General features: G+C 39.8%; 18 protein-coding genes and 1 tRNA gene. 16 read left to right on the top strand and 3 right to left on the bottom strand.

The features are described from left to right. Positions 1–65: 65 nt before the first annotated feature. Entirely contained in the window at positions 66–3500 is a 3435-nt protein-coding gene (mfd, locus tag L5B76_RS10275) for a transcription-repair coupling factor (RefSeq protein WP_265755558.1), read from the bottom strand. A gap of 234 nt (positions 3501–3734) precedes the next feature. Here mfd and L5B76_RS10270 point away from each other — a divergent pair. Together L5B76_RS10270 and L5B76_RS10265 are read left to right on the top strand one after the other, a co-directional pair. Continuing rightward, a tRNA-Ser gene (locus L5B76_RS10270) sits at positions 3735–3824 on the top strand. A gap of 227 nt (positions 3825–4051) precedes the next feature. Further along, positions 4052–5239 carry a tyrosine-type recombinase/integrase gene (locus L5B76_RS10265; RefSeq protein WP_265755347.1) on the top strand — a complete coding sequence of 396 codons (1188 nt, stop codon included), beginning with the start codon at positions 4052–4054 and terminating at the stop codon, positions 5237–5239. A 268-nt stretch (positions 5240–5507) separates the two neighbouring features. Here L5B76_RS10265 and L5B76_RS10260 read toward each other — a convergent pair whose 3' ends face one another. Further along, positions 5508–5630, bottom strand: a complete 123-nt coding sequence (locus tag L5B76_RS10260; protein ID WP_265755346.1) for a hypothetical protein — start codon at positions 5628–5630, stop codon at positions 5508–5510. 330 nt (positions 5631–5960) lie between these two features. On the opposite strand from L5B76_RS10260, the gene L5B76_RS10255 reads away from it, so the two are divergent. The 14 genes from L5B76_RS10255 (at position 5961) to L5B76_RS10190 (ending at position 13989) form a co-directional block, all read left to right on the top strand. After that, a complete protein-coding gene (locus L5B76_RS10255) occupies positions 5961–6167 on the top strand; it encodes a helix-turn-helix transcriptional regulator (protein ID WP_035688126.1) in 207 nt (68 codons plus the stop codon). 3 nt (positions 6168–6170) lie between these two features. Then, the gene (locus L5B76_RS10250) at positions 6171–6848 is read left to right on the top strand and encodes a hypothetical protein (RefSeq protein WP_265755345.1); all 678 of its coding nucleotides are present in this window, start codon (positions 6171–6173) and stop codon (positions 6846–6848) included. A 12-nt stretch (positions 6849–6860) separates the two neighbouring features. Next, positions 6861–7826 carry a P2 family phage major capsid protein gene (locus L5B76_RS10245; RefSeq protein ID WP_265755344.1) on the top strand — a complete coding sequence of 322 codons (966 nt, stop codon included), beginning with the start codon at positions 6861–6863 and terminating at the stop codon, positions 7824–7826. A gap of 138 nt (positions 7827–7964) precedes the next feature. Next, positions 7965–8225 (top strand): type II toxin-antitoxin system Phd/YefM family antitoxin, encoded by a 261-nt coding sequence (locus L5B76_RS10240; protein ID WP_110479398.1) that lies wholly within the window; start codon positions 7965–7967, stop codon positions 8223–8225. Then, entirely contained in the window at positions 8215–8505 is a 291-nt protein-coding gene (locus tag L5B76_RS10235; RefSeq protein WP_110479397.1) for a type II toxin-antitoxin system RelE family toxin, read from the top strand. The genes L5B76_RS10240 and L5B76_RS10235 overlap by 11 nt, the downstream gene beginning before the upstream one ends. A gap of 63 nt (positions 8506–8568) precedes the next feature. After that, positions 8569–9666, top strand: coding sequence for a hypothetical protein (locus L5B76_RS10230; RefSeq protein WP_265755343.1), 1098 nt, complete (start codon positions 8569–8571; stop codon positions 9664–9666). Positions 9667–9844: 178 nt separating this feature from the next. Beyond that, entirely contained in the window at positions 9845–10042 is a 198-nt protein-coding gene (locus L5B76_RS10225; protein ID WP_265755342.1) for a helix-turn-helix transcriptional regulator, read from the top strand. A gap of 35 nt (positions 10043–10077) precedes the next feature. Beyond that, a complete protein-coding gene (locus tag L5B76_RS10220; protein WP_265755341.1) occupies positions 10078–10218 on the top strand; it encodes a hypothetical protein in 141 nt (46 codons plus the stop codon). 12 nt (positions 10219–10230) lie between these two features. Then, on the top strand, positions 10231–10536 hold the full coding sequence (locus L5B76_RS10215) for a transcriptional regulator (RefSeq protein ID WP_265755340.1): 306 nt from the start codon (positions 10231–10233) through the stop codon (positions 10534–10536). Positions 10537–10639: 103 nt separating this feature from the next. Beyond that, positions 10640–11179 carry an ash family protein gene (locus L5B76_RS10210; protein ID WP_265755339.1) on the top strand — a complete coding sequence of 180 codons (540 nt, stop codon included), beginning with the start codon at positions 10640–10642 and terminating at the stop codon, positions 11177–11179. Beyond that, positions 11172–11405, top strand: a complete 234-nt coding sequence (locus L5B76_RS10205) for a hypothetical protein (RefSeq protein ID WP_265755338.1) — start codon at positions 11172–11174, stop codon at positions 11403–11405. The genes L5B76_RS10210 and L5B76_RS10205 overlap by 8 nt, the downstream gene beginning before the upstream one ends. Beyond that, on the top strand, positions 11395–11619 hold the full coding sequence (locus tag L5B76_RS10200) for a hypothetical protein (protein WP_265755337.1): 225 nt from the start codon (positions 11395–11397) through the stop codon (positions 11617–11619). Before L5B76_RS10205 ends, L5B76_RS10200 begins: the two co-directional genes overlap by 11 nt. Continuing rightward, the gene (locus L5B76_RS10195) at positions 11619–11741 is read left to right on the top strand and encodes a hypothetical protein (protein WP_265755336.1); all 123 of its coding nucleotides are present in this window, start codon (positions 11619–11621) and stop codon (positions 11739–11741) included. The genes L5B76_RS10200 and L5B76_RS10195 overlap by 1 nt, the downstream gene beginning before the upstream one ends. 58 nt (positions 11742–11799) lie before the next feature. After that, positions 11800–13989, top strand: a complete 2190-nt coding sequence (locus tag L5B76_RS10190) for a DUF927 domain-containing protein (protein ID WP_265755335.1) — start codon at positions 11800–11802, stop codon at positions 13987–13989. A gap of 961 nt (positions 13990–14950) precedes the next feature. On the opposite strand, the gene def is transcribed toward L5B76_RS10190, so the two are convergent. Next, positions 14951–15457 carry a peptide deformylase gene (gene def / locus L5B76_RS10185; RefSeq protein WP_194750588.1) on the bottom strand — a complete coding sequence of 169 codons (507 nt, stop codon included), beginning with the start codon at positions 15455–15457 and terminating at the stop codon, positions 14951–14953. Positions 15458–15534: the final 77 nt, after the last annotated feature.

Here is a 15534-nt window from a genome sequence, read left to right as displayed (position 1 = left end):
CGCATTAAAGTTAAAATGGCGTTAATCTATCACGATTTTGCCATTAATTCATTATATTTCCGTGCCTAGGGTTGTAACGCTTGAAGCAATTCTGTAACAAAATCCAGCCGCACTTTATTATCGGTTAAATCACGCTGAAACCTAAATTTTGTTGGGCCGTCAAAGCGATACACCGCAGGGGATTGCTGAATAAGCAGCAAGAATTTTGTTGGGTCAAGGCTTGCTTGAGGGGAAAACTCAATAAAGCCACCTTGTGCCGTTGCTTCAATGCGAATGATCTGCAATGGCTTGGCTTGCAAACGCAGTTGAGCAATTTGTAATAAATTCTTGGCTGGCTGTGGCAATAACCCGAAGCGGTCGATAAGCTCCACTTTTAATTCATCAAGCTCTTGCGTATTTTCTGCCCCTGCAATGCGTTTATAAAAACCAAGACGCATATTCACATCGCCTAGGTAGTCATCAGGCAATAAGGCTGGAATACGCAAATCAATTTCAACTTGACGTTGGGTGAGTTCATCAAGAGAAGGTTCACGCCCGTCTTTCAACGCATTCACCGCACTTTCTAGCAGATCCATATATAAAGAAAAACCAATGCTTTCAATTTGTCCACTTTGCTCATCGCCAAGCAATTCCCCTGCGCCACGAATTTCTAAATCTTGCGTTGCCAACATAAAACCTGCGCCAAGGTTATCCAGACTTTCCAAGGCTTCAAGGCGTTTCAAGGCATCTTTTGTCATTGCTTTTGGCGGTGGCGTGAGTAAATAGGCATAGGCTTGATGATGCGAACGCCCCACTCGCCCACGCAGTTGGTGTAATTGTGCTAAACCAAAGCGATCCGCACGTTCAATGATGATCGTGTTCGCTGTTGGAACATCAATCCCTGTTTCAATAATGGTGGAACAAACTAGCACGTTATAACGCTGATGATAAAAATCGGACATCACACGTTCTAGCTCACGCTCTCGCATTTGCCCGTGCCCAATCACAATGCGGGCTTCTGGCACAAGTGCGGCAAGATTTTCTGCACAATTTTCAATGCTCGCCACATCATTATGCAAATAATAAACTTGTCCGCCACGCAGAATTTCACGCAAAATGGCTTCGCGGATAATTAAATCATCAGCTTGCCGTACAAAGGTTTTAATCGTCAAACGGCGTGCTGGTGGCGTGGAGATAATAGAGAGATCGCGAATACCATTCATTGCCATATTTAGCGTGCGTGGAATCGGCGTTGCCGTAAGGGTGAGAATATCCACATTGGCACGCAGTTGCTTGATTTTTTCTTTTTGACGCACGCCGAAACGATGCTCTTCATCAATAATCAGCAAGCCGAGATCCTTAAATTTCACTTCTGGCTGAATCAGTTTGTGCGTGCCGATGAGAATATCAATCTTGCCTTCCGCTAAATCAGCAAGCAGGGCTCTTTGCTCTTTTGCCGTTTTAAAGCGTGAAAGCACTTCTACATTTACTGGCAAGTTGGCAAAGCGATCTTTAAAGTTCTCGTAATGTTGTTGAGCAAGAAGCGTGGTCGGCACAAGCACTGCCACTTGTTTATGGTTCATCACCGCTAAAAATGCGGCACGCATTGCCACTTCTGTTTTACCAAATCCCACATCACCGCAAACTAGACGATCCATCGCTTTTGGCTGCGTCATATCAGAAATTACCGCATTGATTGCCGTCATTTGATCCAAGGTTTCTTCAAAAGGGAAAGTGGCTGAAAACTGTATAAACTCATCGCGATCATAATGAAAGGCAAAGCCTTTTTGCGCTTCGCGGCGTGCGTACACATCAAGCAATTCAGCGGCGACATCACGAATTTTCTCGGCAGCTTTCTGGCGGCTTTTCGCCCAAGCATCACTGCCTAATTTATGCAATGGCGCGGTTTCTTCCGAGCCGCCTACATAACGGCTAATCAAATGCAGTGAGGTTACCGGCACATAAAGTTTGGAATCATTAGCATATTGCAGCAGCAAAAATTCCGATTTTATCCCCGCATTTTCTAACGTCACCAAGCCAGCATAACGCCCTACCCCGTGATCTAAATGCACCACAGGCTGACCAATTTTAAGCTCCGCTAAATGACGAATTAAGGTATCAGGATTAACCGATTTTTGTCGATCTCGGCTGCGCTGTTGCACACGTTCGCCCAGCAATTCCGTTTCCGTAATCAACGCAAGAGAAGCCTTGCCTTTATCCACAATAAAACCACGATCTTGGCTACAAATCAGCAAACTTTGCTTTTCTTGCAAGTCTGAAAGATGCGCGATTTGTTTTGGTCTTAATTTCAGCGGACTGAGCAAATCAAGCAAGGTTTCGCGCCGTCCTTCCGTTTCCACACAAAAGACAATATCGCCATTAAACTGCGCCATAAATTGTTGCAAATGCAAGAGCGGTTCTTTTTGTTGCAATTTTAGGCTTAAATCAGGCAAGGCTTGCACAGGCAAGTTTTGCTGACGCACAGAAGCACGCGCCACTTTCTCCGTTTTCAGGGTGATTTTTGGAAAATGTTTGAGCTGATGATTAATTTGGTCAATGGGCAACCAAAGCTGATCTGGCGGTAATAAAGGGCGCATTGGATCAACACGGCGGCTTTCATAACGCTGTTCACAATCTTGATAAAAACGCTCACCTTGTTGCTGGTTACTCTCAAAATCTACAAATAATGTCTGTTCAGGCAAATAATCAAATAAGGTGGCCATTTGTTCAAAAAATAGTGGCTGCCAATACTCAATCCCTGCTGCCAGCGTGCCTTTGCTAACCTGTTGATAAATATGCTCAGGATCACGGCGAATCTCACCAAAGGTATCACGAAATTTCGCGCGGAAAAACTCAATGCCTTTGCTATCGGTAGGGAACTCTTGTGCTGGCAATAAACGAATTGAAGGAATTTCTGCTAACGTACGCTGCGTATCCACATCAAACGTGCGAATACTATCAATCTCATCATCAAAAAAATCTAAACGAAAAGGCACCGCACTTCCCATCGGGAACAGATCGAGCAACGCCCCACGCAGCGCATATTCGCCGTGTTCCAGCACCTGTTCCACCGCACGATAACCCGCATTTTCTAACTTCAAACGGAAGTCGTTAATCACAATGCGATCGCCTTTTTTAATCAACAAAACATTGTGTTGCAAATACTCAGGCGGGCAAATTTTTTGCATTAAGGTGCTGATCGGCAAAATGAAAATGCCGTTTTTTGCATTTTGCAAATGGAATAACGCACTGAGCCGTGAAGAAATAATGTCTTGATGCGGCGAAAAGCTGTCATAAGGCAAGGTTTCCCAATCTGGGAAAAAGGTAACAGGCTGCGAAACGAATTCCGCCAAAACTTTCGATAAACGCACCGCACTTCGCGTATCTGGCGTTACAACTACGGTAAGCCCTTGGTGGCTTTGGGCAATTTCGGCAAGGGCTAAGGTATCGCTGCCTGCAATAACATTGGCTAAAATTTTGTGATCATTGGCTTGCGTTGGGATATTCAAATCAAAATACATCATAAGGCTAAGTGCGGTGCTTTTTTCATCTATTTTTACGGATTAAAATTGTGCTTAGTTTAGCGGAAATCCCCAAACTTGCAAAGAAAAACACTGTTTTTTTACACAGTATCAAAACTCAAATAATCCACCGCTCACTTTGACTGCCCCTATTTTAACCAGTTAAGCACCGAAGGCGGAAAAACGCTTGACGAAAGCCAATGAAATCTTTATATTCAGCCACTACTTCCCGATGGTGAGATGTCCGAGTGGTTGAAGGAGCACGCCTGGAAAGCGTGTATGTGCGAAAGTGCATCGGGGGTTCGAATCCCCCTCTCACCGCCATCGCTGATATTTTTTCAGTTCTTTTTGTTCGTATTGTTCACTAACTTATTAAAAAACAAGGCTTTTTGTAGTTCGTTCTGTTTTTTCTGTTCTTTTTGCGTGTTTTTGTTCTTGGCGAAATGATCCCAAATGATCCCTTTTTTGTTAGCTCTCACTTACAAAAATGGATTTTTTAGATTTTAGGGATCATTTCTTGAAATTTTTTAATTAAATCAAGAGCTAACACTATGACAAAAATCAACCAAACTTTTATCAATAAACTGAAAGCCACAGGCAAAGAAGAACGCTATTCACTAGGGCATAAACTCTTTTTAGTGATGACCCCTAAAGGTAGCAAGTCTTATCGTTATATTTACCGCTTACCCGATACCAAGGCGATTAGAAAAAAGAACCTTGGGCGGGCTGATATTATTTCCCTTGAAGAAGCGTTAAATATGGCGATTTCTTATAATCTTTCGATTGCCCAAGGCATTGATCCTTTAGCGCAAATTCAAGCAGAAGAAAAGCAATTACAGTTGCAAAAAATCACGTTGATAGAGATTGCGGAAGATTGGCATAAGACAAAAGGCGTTAGATTAAGCGAAGCGCATTTAAAAGATCGCTTAGCACGTTTTAAAAATCATTTATTTCCAATTTTGGGCGAATACCCTATTTCAGCCATTACCCTTTTTAATGCAAGAGAGTTGATCAAACCTATTGCCAATAAAGCCCCGTTTATGGCTGAAAAAGTTGCACGGGATTTAAGAGAATTAGGCAATCACGCCGTTGAAATGGGGATTTTATCTAGTAATCATCTCGCTTTAATCAAGCAGTCTTTCCCTAGACCGAAATCAAAGCCTAATCCTTGCATTAAATCGCAAGAATTACCGCTATTCTTTAAGCGCTTATTTGAATCAAATACAATGCTACAAACACGCTTGATTATCGAATTTGAGCTTTTAACAATGATGAGAGCTAAAGAAGTTGTTACAGCAGAATGGGCTGATATTGATTTTGAGAATAAACGCTGGGTTATTTCTGCGGAAAAAATGAAAATGGATAAGCCGCATTATGTGCCATTAAGCTCGCAAGCCATTGAGATATTGCGGCTATTACAGAAGCTAAATGGGCATAAAAGATATGTTTTTGTGCATCGTTCAGAAGATGGCAATCACGCTTCATCAGGTTCTGCAAATCAAGTTCTTAAGCGGATTGGCTACAAGGATATTATGACTGCCCACGGTATGCGCTCACTGGCTGCAACGTATTTAGAGGATGTTGGGGCAGAAGCTCACGAAGTGATTAACGCTTGCTTGGCGCACAATGAGAAATCAACAACTGCAAAAGTCTATTTGCGCAGTAACTTCTATGAAAGACGGATCCCCGTTATGCAAATATGGGGCGATTATGTAGAGCAATGCAAGAAAAATCGTTAAGCAAGAAATTAAGCGGCGCAATGCCGCTTTTTTTATTCTTCTTCGCATTCTTCTTCATCCTCGCATTCTTCATCATCATAGGAAGAATATTGCTCTTCTGTTTTATATAATTTCTGTTTGCTTTCTTCTTTTTTGTCTTTGCTACTCGTAATGGAATATGAAAATAATTCATAAACAATAAATCGGCTAATTTTTATTGTATTTATATACAGCCCCCAAAAACGCTATAAAACGCCTATTTTGGGGCGTTTCTTTTAGCCTAGTCTATTTACAGATTTTTTATTTTCCCTTCTTGGTGCGCTTCTGCTTGGGCTAAACGTTGGAAAACGTGCGGCGATAAAATCGCTGACATTTCCCCGCCACGCCCGCGCATTAAATGTAGTGTTTTCAACGCAAATTGCGGTGATGGTTCAAGCCTTGCCCCGTCTGGTATGAATTAAATTCATAAACCGCGTTTCTTCAACGCAAATCAACGCAAAAAAACGCAAAAAATTGTGCTTTGAGTTATAAGAAAGTGCGGTGCTTTTTGCCTAAATTTTGCCCTTATCATATTTCTAGCCTTATTTTTGGCGTTGCTACATAAAAAATAAGCCTGATTTTGTGATCATCACCCTCACAATTCAAACAAAATGACAAAAAAACGCCCCTTTTTTATCCTTAACACGAACAAAAACGAACGCCAACGAAACAGGGCGGAAACAAAAGACAAGGGGCTAAAAATGTGAGTGAAAACCAAAGAAAACAGCGATTTATCAGCCTTGAGCAAGTGATCGACCGCACAAGCCTGAAAAAAACGACCATTTACACACTAATGGCAAGAAATGAATTCCCACAATCTATCAGCATTTCAGCAAATCGCCGTGCTTGGCTGGAAAGCGAAATAGAAGACTGGATAGAAAGCAAAATCAACGCACAAAAAGAGATTTAACCAATGGAAAAATCAAAAACCGAATTTCAGCAACATAAAACGAAATATCTAGCTGAAAAACAAGCCTTAGATAATCTTCTGAAAGAAAAAAGCAAAACGCAGAATATTATTGCCGCACTTCAGCAAGATTTAATCGAACAAGCGAATAATGCAGAAAACAAGCTAGAAAAAGAAAATTTTATTTCAGCTGATGATTATGTTGCATTAAAACAGGCTGAAACGGGGATAAAAACACGAATTGAATATTACCAAGCCTATTTAGAAGAAATAGACGCCAAAATATATCAACAGAAAGAACGTTTATTTAACGAATATCAGCAAATTTTGCAAATGCGAGAAAAAAGCCTGCTGGCTGAATTTAACGCATTATTTGAACATTTTTTAAATGAACAAAAAGACACCCTAACCCGCCTTTATTCATTGCTCAAATATAGCGGCATTGCGCAACCTAATCCCCTTGATGACAGCTACAAAGGCTCGCTTGAATATGCCGTAAAACAAATGCTACTTAACAAGATTGAAAAAGGGATAAATAGCGAAATTCCGCTAGATAATGAATGGGAATTGCCTCTTTTTGTGAACCGTGATGAATTAAAAACATTGGCACAAAAAGAGAAAGACAGCAAAGAACAAGCCACAACCAAAAAAGGCTTTCAAAAATTAATTGATAACTTATATTAGGAAATAAAAACAATGGAAAACTTCACAGCAAAACAATATAACAACTATATCCAACATTTATCTACAATGCTTAAAGTCAATATTGACGGTGCATTAGCCGTTTTTGATTTAGACGGAAAAGTAGAAAAGGAATTTTTTAAATCCCTAGAAACTTCACCATTTTTAGGCTTAATCAATATCATCAAAACAACAGAACACAAAGGCGAAGCGCTAGGGATTAGCGTACCAATGCCAAGCCAGACGGATATTAACCAACACGACCGCACACCCGAAAAAGGGCATATTTCACCGCCGCAAAAATTCCATTGTGAACAAATTGATTTAGATACCTCTATCAGCTATCCAAAACTAGATCGCATTGCTGGCGTGCTAGACGTTGATTTCAGCCGAAAATTTGATGAACACCTAACAACTGAAATTTTATTAAGTTTATTATTAGTTGGCTGGAATGGTAAAAACCGCCTTCAAACCTCTAACCCAGCAATTAATAAATTGGCTGAAGATGTAAAAAAAGGCTGGCTACAAAAAATTCGAGAAAACGCCGTAGATAAATTGATTAGTGCGGCAAACGTAGGGGCTGATCAAGAATATAAAAACCTTAATTCTCTAGTGAAAGCTGGATTAGCCAAAATTGGCGATCCAATCAAAGGCGGCGGGGATATGATCGCAATTTGTGGGCGCAACGTGCTTTCAGATTTCCCGATTGATGCGGCTTTATCAACACCAAGAATGACCGTATCGCAAAAACTGATCGGCGGATTAAAAGCGGTTGGCGTGGATTATTTCCCCGCAGACAGCATTTTAATTACCCGTCTTGATAATCTTTCCCTTTATGTACAAAAAGGCACAATTCGCCGCATAATGGAACGCAACCCAGCCAAAGATCGCCTAGATATTTATAATTCTTTAGTGGCTGATTTTATTATCGAAGACTACAACGCCGTAGCATTAATTGAAAACATCAATATCATAGATTAGCTTTCGTTGCGCAGTAAGCTTTGGGCGGATTTATTACCGCCCTTTTTTATTGCTCAATTTTACCAATCATAAGACTTTTACAAATCTTTTATTAGTGCTAATATTAGAACAAATTAACCACAAGTAAGGATTAAGAAAATGGCAATTCAGCAAATTTTAACCCGACACACGGCAAGCATTAGCGACTTGAAAAAAAATCCTATGGGGATTGTATCAGAGGGAACAGAGCAAGAAGGGGCGATCGCTATTCTAAACCGTAATGAACCCGTGTTTTATTGCGTAAATCCCCGTCTTTTTGCGGTTATTCAAGAAATCCTTGAAGACAAAGAACTAGGCGAACTCGCCACACAACGCCTTGCAACCCTTGACCCCGTCGAGGTGCGTTTAGATGACCTATAAACTTTCTTTTGATAAACGGGCATTAAAAGAATGGCATAAATTGGGCGATACCCTGCGCCAGCAATTTAAAGCAAAATTAATCGAACGGCTGGAAAATCCCCACGTTTTAAGCGATAAATTGCACGGTTATCAAACGCTTTATAAAATTAAATTGCGATCAGCGGGCTATCGGCTTGTTTATGATGTCAATGACAATGAAATTAGAGTTATTGTGCTTTCAGTAGGCAAAAGAGAACGCCTACAAGCCTATAAAAAAGCCCTATCAAGAAAAGCCCAATAACGGGCTTTTTTGCTATCAAATAACAATCAAATAACCATCAAATAAATCAAGGATTAAATCAAAATGGCACAACAAAAAATAAATTTACCGCCTAGAAAGTGGTACACCCTAAAACAAGCCGCTGAAAAATTTACTTATGAAATAAATCATCAAATCACCGTATCAGATATGATACATTATTTATTTAATGGTTATTTCTTACCTTATATTCATACAAAATATAAATTAAATCACTCCCTTATTTTTAACGGTAAATATTATCTTGATTTTAAAGAAACAAAGAATAAACTTTTAGAGAAAATCAATTCAACACTTAAACTAAACTATCAAAACTTAACTATTCTTGATGACTATTGTAAATTAGCCGTTTTTCATATAGATCGCCCTAAAATCCCTTCAGAAATTTGGATAAATGAATATCTAGCTAATTTTCTTGATATTCTTAACCTTAAATCAGAAAATGAACTCAACGACAATATACTTGATAATTTTTTTAGTAAAAATCGCGTAATGACCTATGGAATTGATGGCTTATTAGCAATAAAAATAGACAGCCTATATAATGGCTATTCTTCAACTTTTGAAGAAATGCGAACACTAGAAAAGGGCGTAATGCTTTACCATACCGATTTATTTACACCGCCTATAGAAAATCTTGATGATAAACTTGCCCTTTACCGCTTAGAATTAACCAGCCCTATTTTTATTCCCGCTGAAGAAATTATTATTCTTTATGATGATTTACAGCGAATAATTGAAAATGAGCGGGTAAATTTAAAATCTCTTGCCGATGAAAGAATAGAAACGACAGAAACAGCCGAAAAAATAAACAAAATGATTAAAAATAAATCGAATGAAGAATCGAATAATGGAACAGATGAAAAAATCAAAAACAAGAAAGACTTTTACAACAAAGCAATTTTTAACGCAATCAGGCTCACCGCCGCAGCAAATCCAGAATGCGGCGGCTATCAGATAGTTAAAGCCGTAATCGCTGAAATAAAGGCGCGTTATAATTTAAAAGATGTTACTGATCTTTATTCTGATCGCCATTATCTCGATAAAGCTAAAAAAGAACTCAAGCTAACCTTTCCAAAAAATAGCGGAAATCGAAAAACCAAAATCAACGTTATCTTAGATAGCGAACAGCCTAATAAATAATCGAACAAAGTCTATAAAATAATCGAACGGTGCAATTTTTGCCGTTCGATTTTCTCTTTCTCTTTTCGATTTTTCTCACGCCCTAACCTTCCTATCATCACCCCCGAACAAAAACACGCTTAAAGCACAGAACAAACAAAAAGAACTTTTTCAACCAACCAAAACCACAGGGGAAACTATGACCGAAACGATCACATTATCCCGCTATGCCAATGCCAAAGAAGTTTGTGCGTTGCTTGGCATTTCAAAAACAGCCATTCATAAATACAGCAAAAGCGGCACATTTCCAAAGCCAATCAAGATAGGCAACTGCTTGCGCTGGAATATGGAAAGCGTGCGGGCTTGGATAGCGAAACAAGAACAACCAACCCAATGAAAATCAATTTTCACTTACTCAAGGAAATCACAAAAATGCTTGAATTAATGGATAAATCAAAAACCGTTAGACGCTTTATGTGGGCGGTACTTTTTACTGTTTTTGTGTATTTGTTACTCGCTGGCTTGCCTAACCTCATTAATGCGTTAGCACAATGGCAACAACTCACCAACTAATAAGGGAACCCAATGGCAATTAACATTAAATGCCCGTTTTGTGGGGGCGATACCAAAACCCGATCAAGTAATAAACCATCACTATTAAGCGTAAAAGCGACCATTTATTGCCCGAGTTGCGGGCAACTAAAGGCGCAATTTATGGGGCAGCTTTACGAAGTGAAAAGAGCCGTTTATATCGATTGCCCAGAGGCGCAAAAGTGGAATGAAACAGAAAAAGAACAGATAGACAAAGGCACGCTAAAAGCCGTGAGCAATCAAGAACGGCTAGACAGCCTAATGAAAAAGGAAGAACCACAACAGAAATTCAGATTTTAGCCAATAAAAAAGGCTCACACCCCAATAATGTAAGCCTTTTTTCACTATGCCATCAATTAAATCAAAATGAGATTAAAACAATTCATAACAAAATAGGAACGCTATGAATAACTTTCATAATACATCAAAACGCCTTAAAATCAAGGCATTCACGCCATTTTTTTATAAGTGCGGTGCTTTTTTTGCAGATTTTTGCTTGACAGAAAACGCCTTTAAAAATTACAGTATTCCCGCTTTCGCAAAATCGAAAGCCAGCCGTGAGAAGCTGAATAAACAAATGGCGAACAGCACGCCAACCCGTGCTTTTTTTGTTCGTAGATTTCACACACCCAAAGAAAACCGCCTAGCGGTGATTCTCTCTATGATGGCGTGTAGTGGGCAACCCTTTGCGGTTGGCTGCGTTCCATTTGTCGCAGTTTCTCACCCTGCTACACGCTATCGCCAAACCGTGAGAAGTTTAGCGATAGCCCAAATTATTCAACAAATGGAGCTATCAGCAATGATCTACAAATTTCAATTGCTAGGCACACGCCTACACGTTTCAACCTATGCCAAAAGCGAAGCGCACGCGCGCCAATTCCTAAACCTCACCCCACAAGATGCGATTTGCTTTGCCCGCATTAAGGGGGTGCGCTATGCGTAATATCCTGAATTTACACGATGAACTAAGCCAGCATTTAATTCAGCTTGAAGGCGTTATTGCTTATTTAGAAATTGATTTAGCCGAAAACAGCCATTTCACCGTAAGCAATGAAATTGTTAGTGCGATGTTATGGAACGCCTCAACCTTAGCCAGCAACGCCCGCCAAACCTTAGAAGCCTTAGAAATGGCAATAACGCAATTGAAAGGGGGTAAAGATGATCACTAAACGCATCACCCTACCAGATGGCACGCTTATCGAATTTTTCGCCAATAATACGGAAGAAATGGCGCTAATGCTGCCAGAATACGCCGAACAGCTCGCCCAAAAACGGGCGGCATACTTGCAGCAGCTAAAAGAAACCCAACGCAACCAGAAAAAAGCCCGCAGAAAGCACCTACAACGCCAAAAGCAGGCAAGACGCAGAGCAAGGGGGCAATAATGACATACACAAAATTGCCGTTATTGGTTGTTTATTTAGCCGCACATATTCCAACGGAAAAAGCCGCCAATCGCTTAAGTCTTGGCAGACAGCCCAACAAAACAATGCCAAAAAGAGCTTAGTCATACACGCCGCCTTATTGAGTTAAGGCGGCAATCAACGCAAAAAAGGTTAGAAATTATGATGAACGGAAAGAGAAAATATCAGCCAACCAAACCCAAAGCGCAAGAAGATCAAATCATTTTAATTGGTGATGAAGCGTGGCAAGCGTGGGATAACGGAAACGGCACATTATGGCAAATGCTCAATGAAAACTTGCTTAAATTAGGCTGCGATTTCAAGCCTTATATTTTTGGCGAAAATCCGCTTAAAAATATCCCCGCACAAACCCTTGCGCCAAAAATGCAAGAATACATTAAACTGTTTGAATGCGGGCAATTAAGCGAGCAACAACGCACAGCAATTTGCCATAATTTAGCCACCAAAACCGCCGCAAAAGTGGTTTCTTTGCATAATGTCGCAACTGGGGAATTAATCGAAAACTTCAGCCCCTATATTGAGCGCATACGCAAAGGCGAAGCGGAGGCGGCGAAACTGATCGCACAAGCCAGCATAGACCAAAACGCCCTGAAAACCTCGCCTTATATTGATTATCGCGAAAACGGGCTACTTGAGGGGCTATTTTATGTTGTACCAAAGCTAGACAAAGATACGGGCGAAGTGCTGCGGGAAGATTTGAAATGGATCTGCGATAAACTGGAATTAATCGGCAAAGGTAAAAACGAAAACGGCGATTATTTCTATATTTTCCAATGGCACAACCCAGACGAAAAAGAACCCCGCATTGAGGCCATAAATTGCGGTGATTTTGGCACTGATACCGCTTGGCGCTTACTCAAAAACCAAGGCTTTAAAATGACACCGAAAACAGGGATTGCACAAAACCTTGTTGAGCATTTTCACGCCTTGGGGCTGAATGTGCAATCTTGGGCGGTTACCCATTCCACAGGCTGGCATAATGGGGCGTATTTATTGCCTAGCGGTGAGATTTTGGGCGAACCTAGCCAACCTATTATCTTCAAAAACAAAAGCGCCAATGCGGGCGGCTATGGCACCAAAGGCACGCTTGAAAGCTGGCAGCAAGAAATTGCCCGCTATGCCAACAAAAACACGTCTATGATGTTAGGCATTGCTACCGCCTTAGCTAGCCCGCTTTTACGCCTGATTAATGCAAAAAGTTTTGGCGTTCATTTATTTAATTCTTCAAGTAAGGGGAAAACAACCACGCTGAACATTGCCAATAGTCTTTATGGCAACCCTGATTTAATTGATTTAAGCTGGAACACCACAGCCACCGCCCTAAATAACGAAGCGGCAGCCAGAAATGACGGCTTCATTACCCTTGATGAATTAGGGCAAGCCAAAAAGATTTATGACGTGGAAAATATCGCCTATTCACTTTTCAATGAAAAAGGGCGAGCAAAAGGAATGAAAGAAGGCGGCAACGATGAACTTTCACGCTGGAAAATCACCGCACTTTCAACGGGTGAAAAAGATGTAGAGGGCTTTTTACAGTCTAAAGGGGTAAATATTAATGCGGGGCAATTAGTGCGCCTTTTGAATATTCCTTTAATCGAAGCCAATCATCTTCACGGCTTCGCCAATAATAAAGCCCACGCCGACCACCTAAACGAAGCAAGCCTTAATCATTATGGCGTAGTGGGGCGGGAATGGATTAAATACATAGCCGAAAATAAAGCCTTTATCAAAGCAGAATATCAACGCTATAAAACCGAATGGGCGGAACGCCTAGCCAATAACACCGCCGCACAGGTGCAACGGGTAGCAAGCAATTTTGCCATATTAGAAACCGCTCTACAGACCGCACGGCATTTAACCTTATGGGCGGAAGCGGATAATCGGGAATGCTTAATTCAATCGTTCAATGATTGGCACATCGATTACGGCACAGGCGAACGGGAAGAAGAAAAAATCATAGAATTCTTCAACGGCTGGCTTGATGAAAATGCAGAAAGCGGGTTTATTCAAGTTCCTGAACCCGCCACGCAACGGATTATTCAGAAAATCTTGGGCTATCGTGTTTTAGAAGTATTTAACGGCGAACCAGAACACTTTTATATTCACCCTAAAGCCTTTAAAGACGTGATTAAAGAGAGTGAATTCCCGCGCAAGCTGGTTTATGAAGCAATGGAAAAGCACAAAATGATTAGAACGGGAACGGAACAAAAGCAAAGGCCCTATCAGCACAAAGTACCTACAAAATTAGAACGGTATATCAACAGCAAGGGAAAACGCTTTTTTATCGTCTATCCTGCCTTAATCGAAGAAACGGAAAAAACCGAAGAATAATCACCGCACTTACTCAATAAGCCAGCTTTTACAAGTTGGCTTTTTTTTGCTCAACATCTTACAACGCCAAGTAAACTATAAAATAAAATTTTACTAGAATAGATAAAATAAATTGGGAAAGTGGGAAAATAGTATTAAATTGATATATTATTATATTAAAATCAATAAGTTATAGAAAAATAATTTTCCCACTCTTTCCCAAAATAAAGAAAATATTCCCAAAAACAGGCTTTTTATTCCCAAATTGGAAAAAGCTGTATTTTTACACGAAAATGAATAAAAAATAGGCACATTTAGAAAAATCCCAATTTTTGGGGTAAAAAATCCCAAAATTTCCCTTGAAAATCCCAAATTGATTTTTATTGTAACTCATTGAATAATCATATAAAAACGGCTATTTTTCCCAATTTCCCACTTTCCCAATTGTTTTCTACACTCAGACAAAAAAAATTTTTTTATGCTGCTAGAAAAAGTATTTTACCCATTTACCTAAAAACCATTTTCCCCACTGTAAAAATCCCCAGCCTTGCCGCCTTTTCTATTCCTGCTTTATACTCAAGCAAGGGTTTTAGATCCCTGTTTAGATCCCTGCGGCAAACAAGAAAAAATAAAATAGATATAAAATTCAAAGAATTAGCGTTAAAAAATGGAGTTGCCCACGTTCGCCAAATGTTTTTCTATAAAGAATGGTGAGATTAATTATATTATGTGATGATAGATTTCTTTGTGCATATCAATTGCCAGTAATGATGTTGTTATCTTATTAAATACTCTGATCAGCTCGATTTTGCTTTTATTAAAAATTGGCTCGTGATGAGACATTCTATCTTTTAAATAATCTCTCAGTTCGTGATATTACGCATTTTATTCACTATTAATCATATTCATCAGAAAAAGAACTACGAGCTTCTAGTAAGAATAAAAAACCGCACTATAAAGTGCGGTAGTTATTTAGCAAGAATTATTTGGCTAATTGTTTTTTTAATTTGAGCAGCTTATCTTTCATTCGTTGGCGTTTCAGGGGAGATAAATAGTCTGCAAATACGATACCATTTAAATGATCGATTTCGTGCTGAATACAAATCGCCAATAGCCCGTCAGCATCAAGAATAAACTCTTTGCCGTTTTTGTCTAAGGCACGGACTTTCAGCTTCTCTTTGCGAGGCACAAAGCCGTTCATTCCCGGCAATGAAAGACAACCTTCTTCAATACCTGTTTCACCTGAGCTTTCAATAATTTCAGGATTGATAAGAACGATTTGATTTTCTTTGTTACCTTCAATATCAATAACAATTAATCGTTTATGTACATCAATTTGTGTTGCAGCAAGCCCGATACCTTGTTCGTGATACATTGTTTCGAACATATTATCAATTAACGTATGCAATTCATCATCAAATTTTTCCACAGGCGAAGCCACGATCTTCAAACGCTCATCGGGATAAATTAAAACATCTAGTAATGCCATAAGCTTATTTTTTCCTCTATTAAAATTGTCGGCATAGTGTAACGATTTTCCCACTAAAACGCCAATAGAAAGGTACT

It is taken from the genome of Avibacterium sp. 21-594 (assembly GCF_026226815.1).
Lineage (GTDB): Bacteria > Pseudomonadota > Gammaproteobacteria > Enterobacterales > Pasteurellaceae > Avibacterium > Avibacterium avium.
This window is presented reverse-complemented; position numbering and strand designations above follow the sequence as displayed.

Bases quoted from the DNA above. Each gene is read 5' to 3' on its own strand.
- mfd (WP_265755558.1), bottom strand. From the start codon at position 3,500: ATGTATTTTGATTTGAATATCCCAACGCAAGCCAATGATCACAAAATT.
- L5B76_RS10265 (WP_265755347.1), top strand. From the start codon at position 4,052: ATGACAAAAATCAACCAAACTTTTATCAATAAACTGAAAGCCACAGGC.
- L5B76_RS10250 (WP_265755345.1), top strand. From the start codon at position 6,171: ATGGAAAAATCAAAAACCGAATTTCAGCAACATAAAACGAAATATCTA.
- L5B76_RS10245 (WP_265755344.1), top strand. From the start codon at position 6,861: ATGGAAAACTTCACAGCAAAACAATATAACAACTATATCCAACATTTA.
- L5B76_RS10240 (WP_110479398.1), top strand. From the start codon at position 7,965: ATGGCAATTCAGCAAATTTTAACCCGACACACGGCAAGCATTAGCGAC.
- L5B76_RS10235 (WP_110479397.1), top strand. From the start codon at position 8,215: ATGACCTATAAACTTTCTTTTGATAAACGGGCATTAAAAGAATGGCAT.
- L5B76_RS10230 (WP_265755343.1), top strand. From the start codon at position 8,569: ATGGCACAACAAAAAATAAATTTACCGCCTAGAAAGTGGTACACCCTA.
- L5B76_RS10225 (WP_265755342.1), top strand. From the start codon at position 9,845: ATGACCGAAACGATCACATTATCCCGCTATGCCAATGCCAAAGAAGTT.
- L5B76_RS10220 (WP_265755341.1), top strand. From the start codon at position 10,078: ATGCTTGAATTAATGGATAAATCAAAAACCGTTAGACGCTTTATGTGG.
- L5B76_RS10215 (WP_265755340.1), top strand. From the start codon at position 10,231: ATGGCAATTAACATTAAATGCCCGTTTTGTGGGGGCGATACCAAAACC.
- L5B76_RS10210 (WP_265755339.1), top strand. From the start codon at position 10,640: ATGAATAACTTTCATAATACATCAAAACGCCTTAAAATCAAGGCATTC.
- L5B76_RS10205 (WP_265755338.1), top strand. From the start codon at position 11,172: ATGCGTAATATCCTGAATTTACACGATGAACTAAGCCAGCATTTAATT.
- L5B76_RS10200 (WP_265755337.1), top strand. From the start codon at position 11,395: ATGATCACTAAACGCATCACCCTACCAGATGGCACGCTTATCGAATTT.
- L5B76_RS10195 (WP_265755336.1), top strand. From the start codon at position 11,619: ATGACATACACAAAATTGCCGTTATTGGTTGTTTATTTAGCCGCACAT.
- L5B76_RS10190 (WP_265755335.1), top strand. From the start codon at position 11,800: ATGATGAACGGAAAGAGAAAATATCAGCCAACCAAACCCAAAGCGCAA.
- def (WP_194750588.1), bottom strand. From the start codon at position 15,457: ATGGCATTACTAGATGTTTTAATTTATCCCGATGAGCGTTTGAAGATC.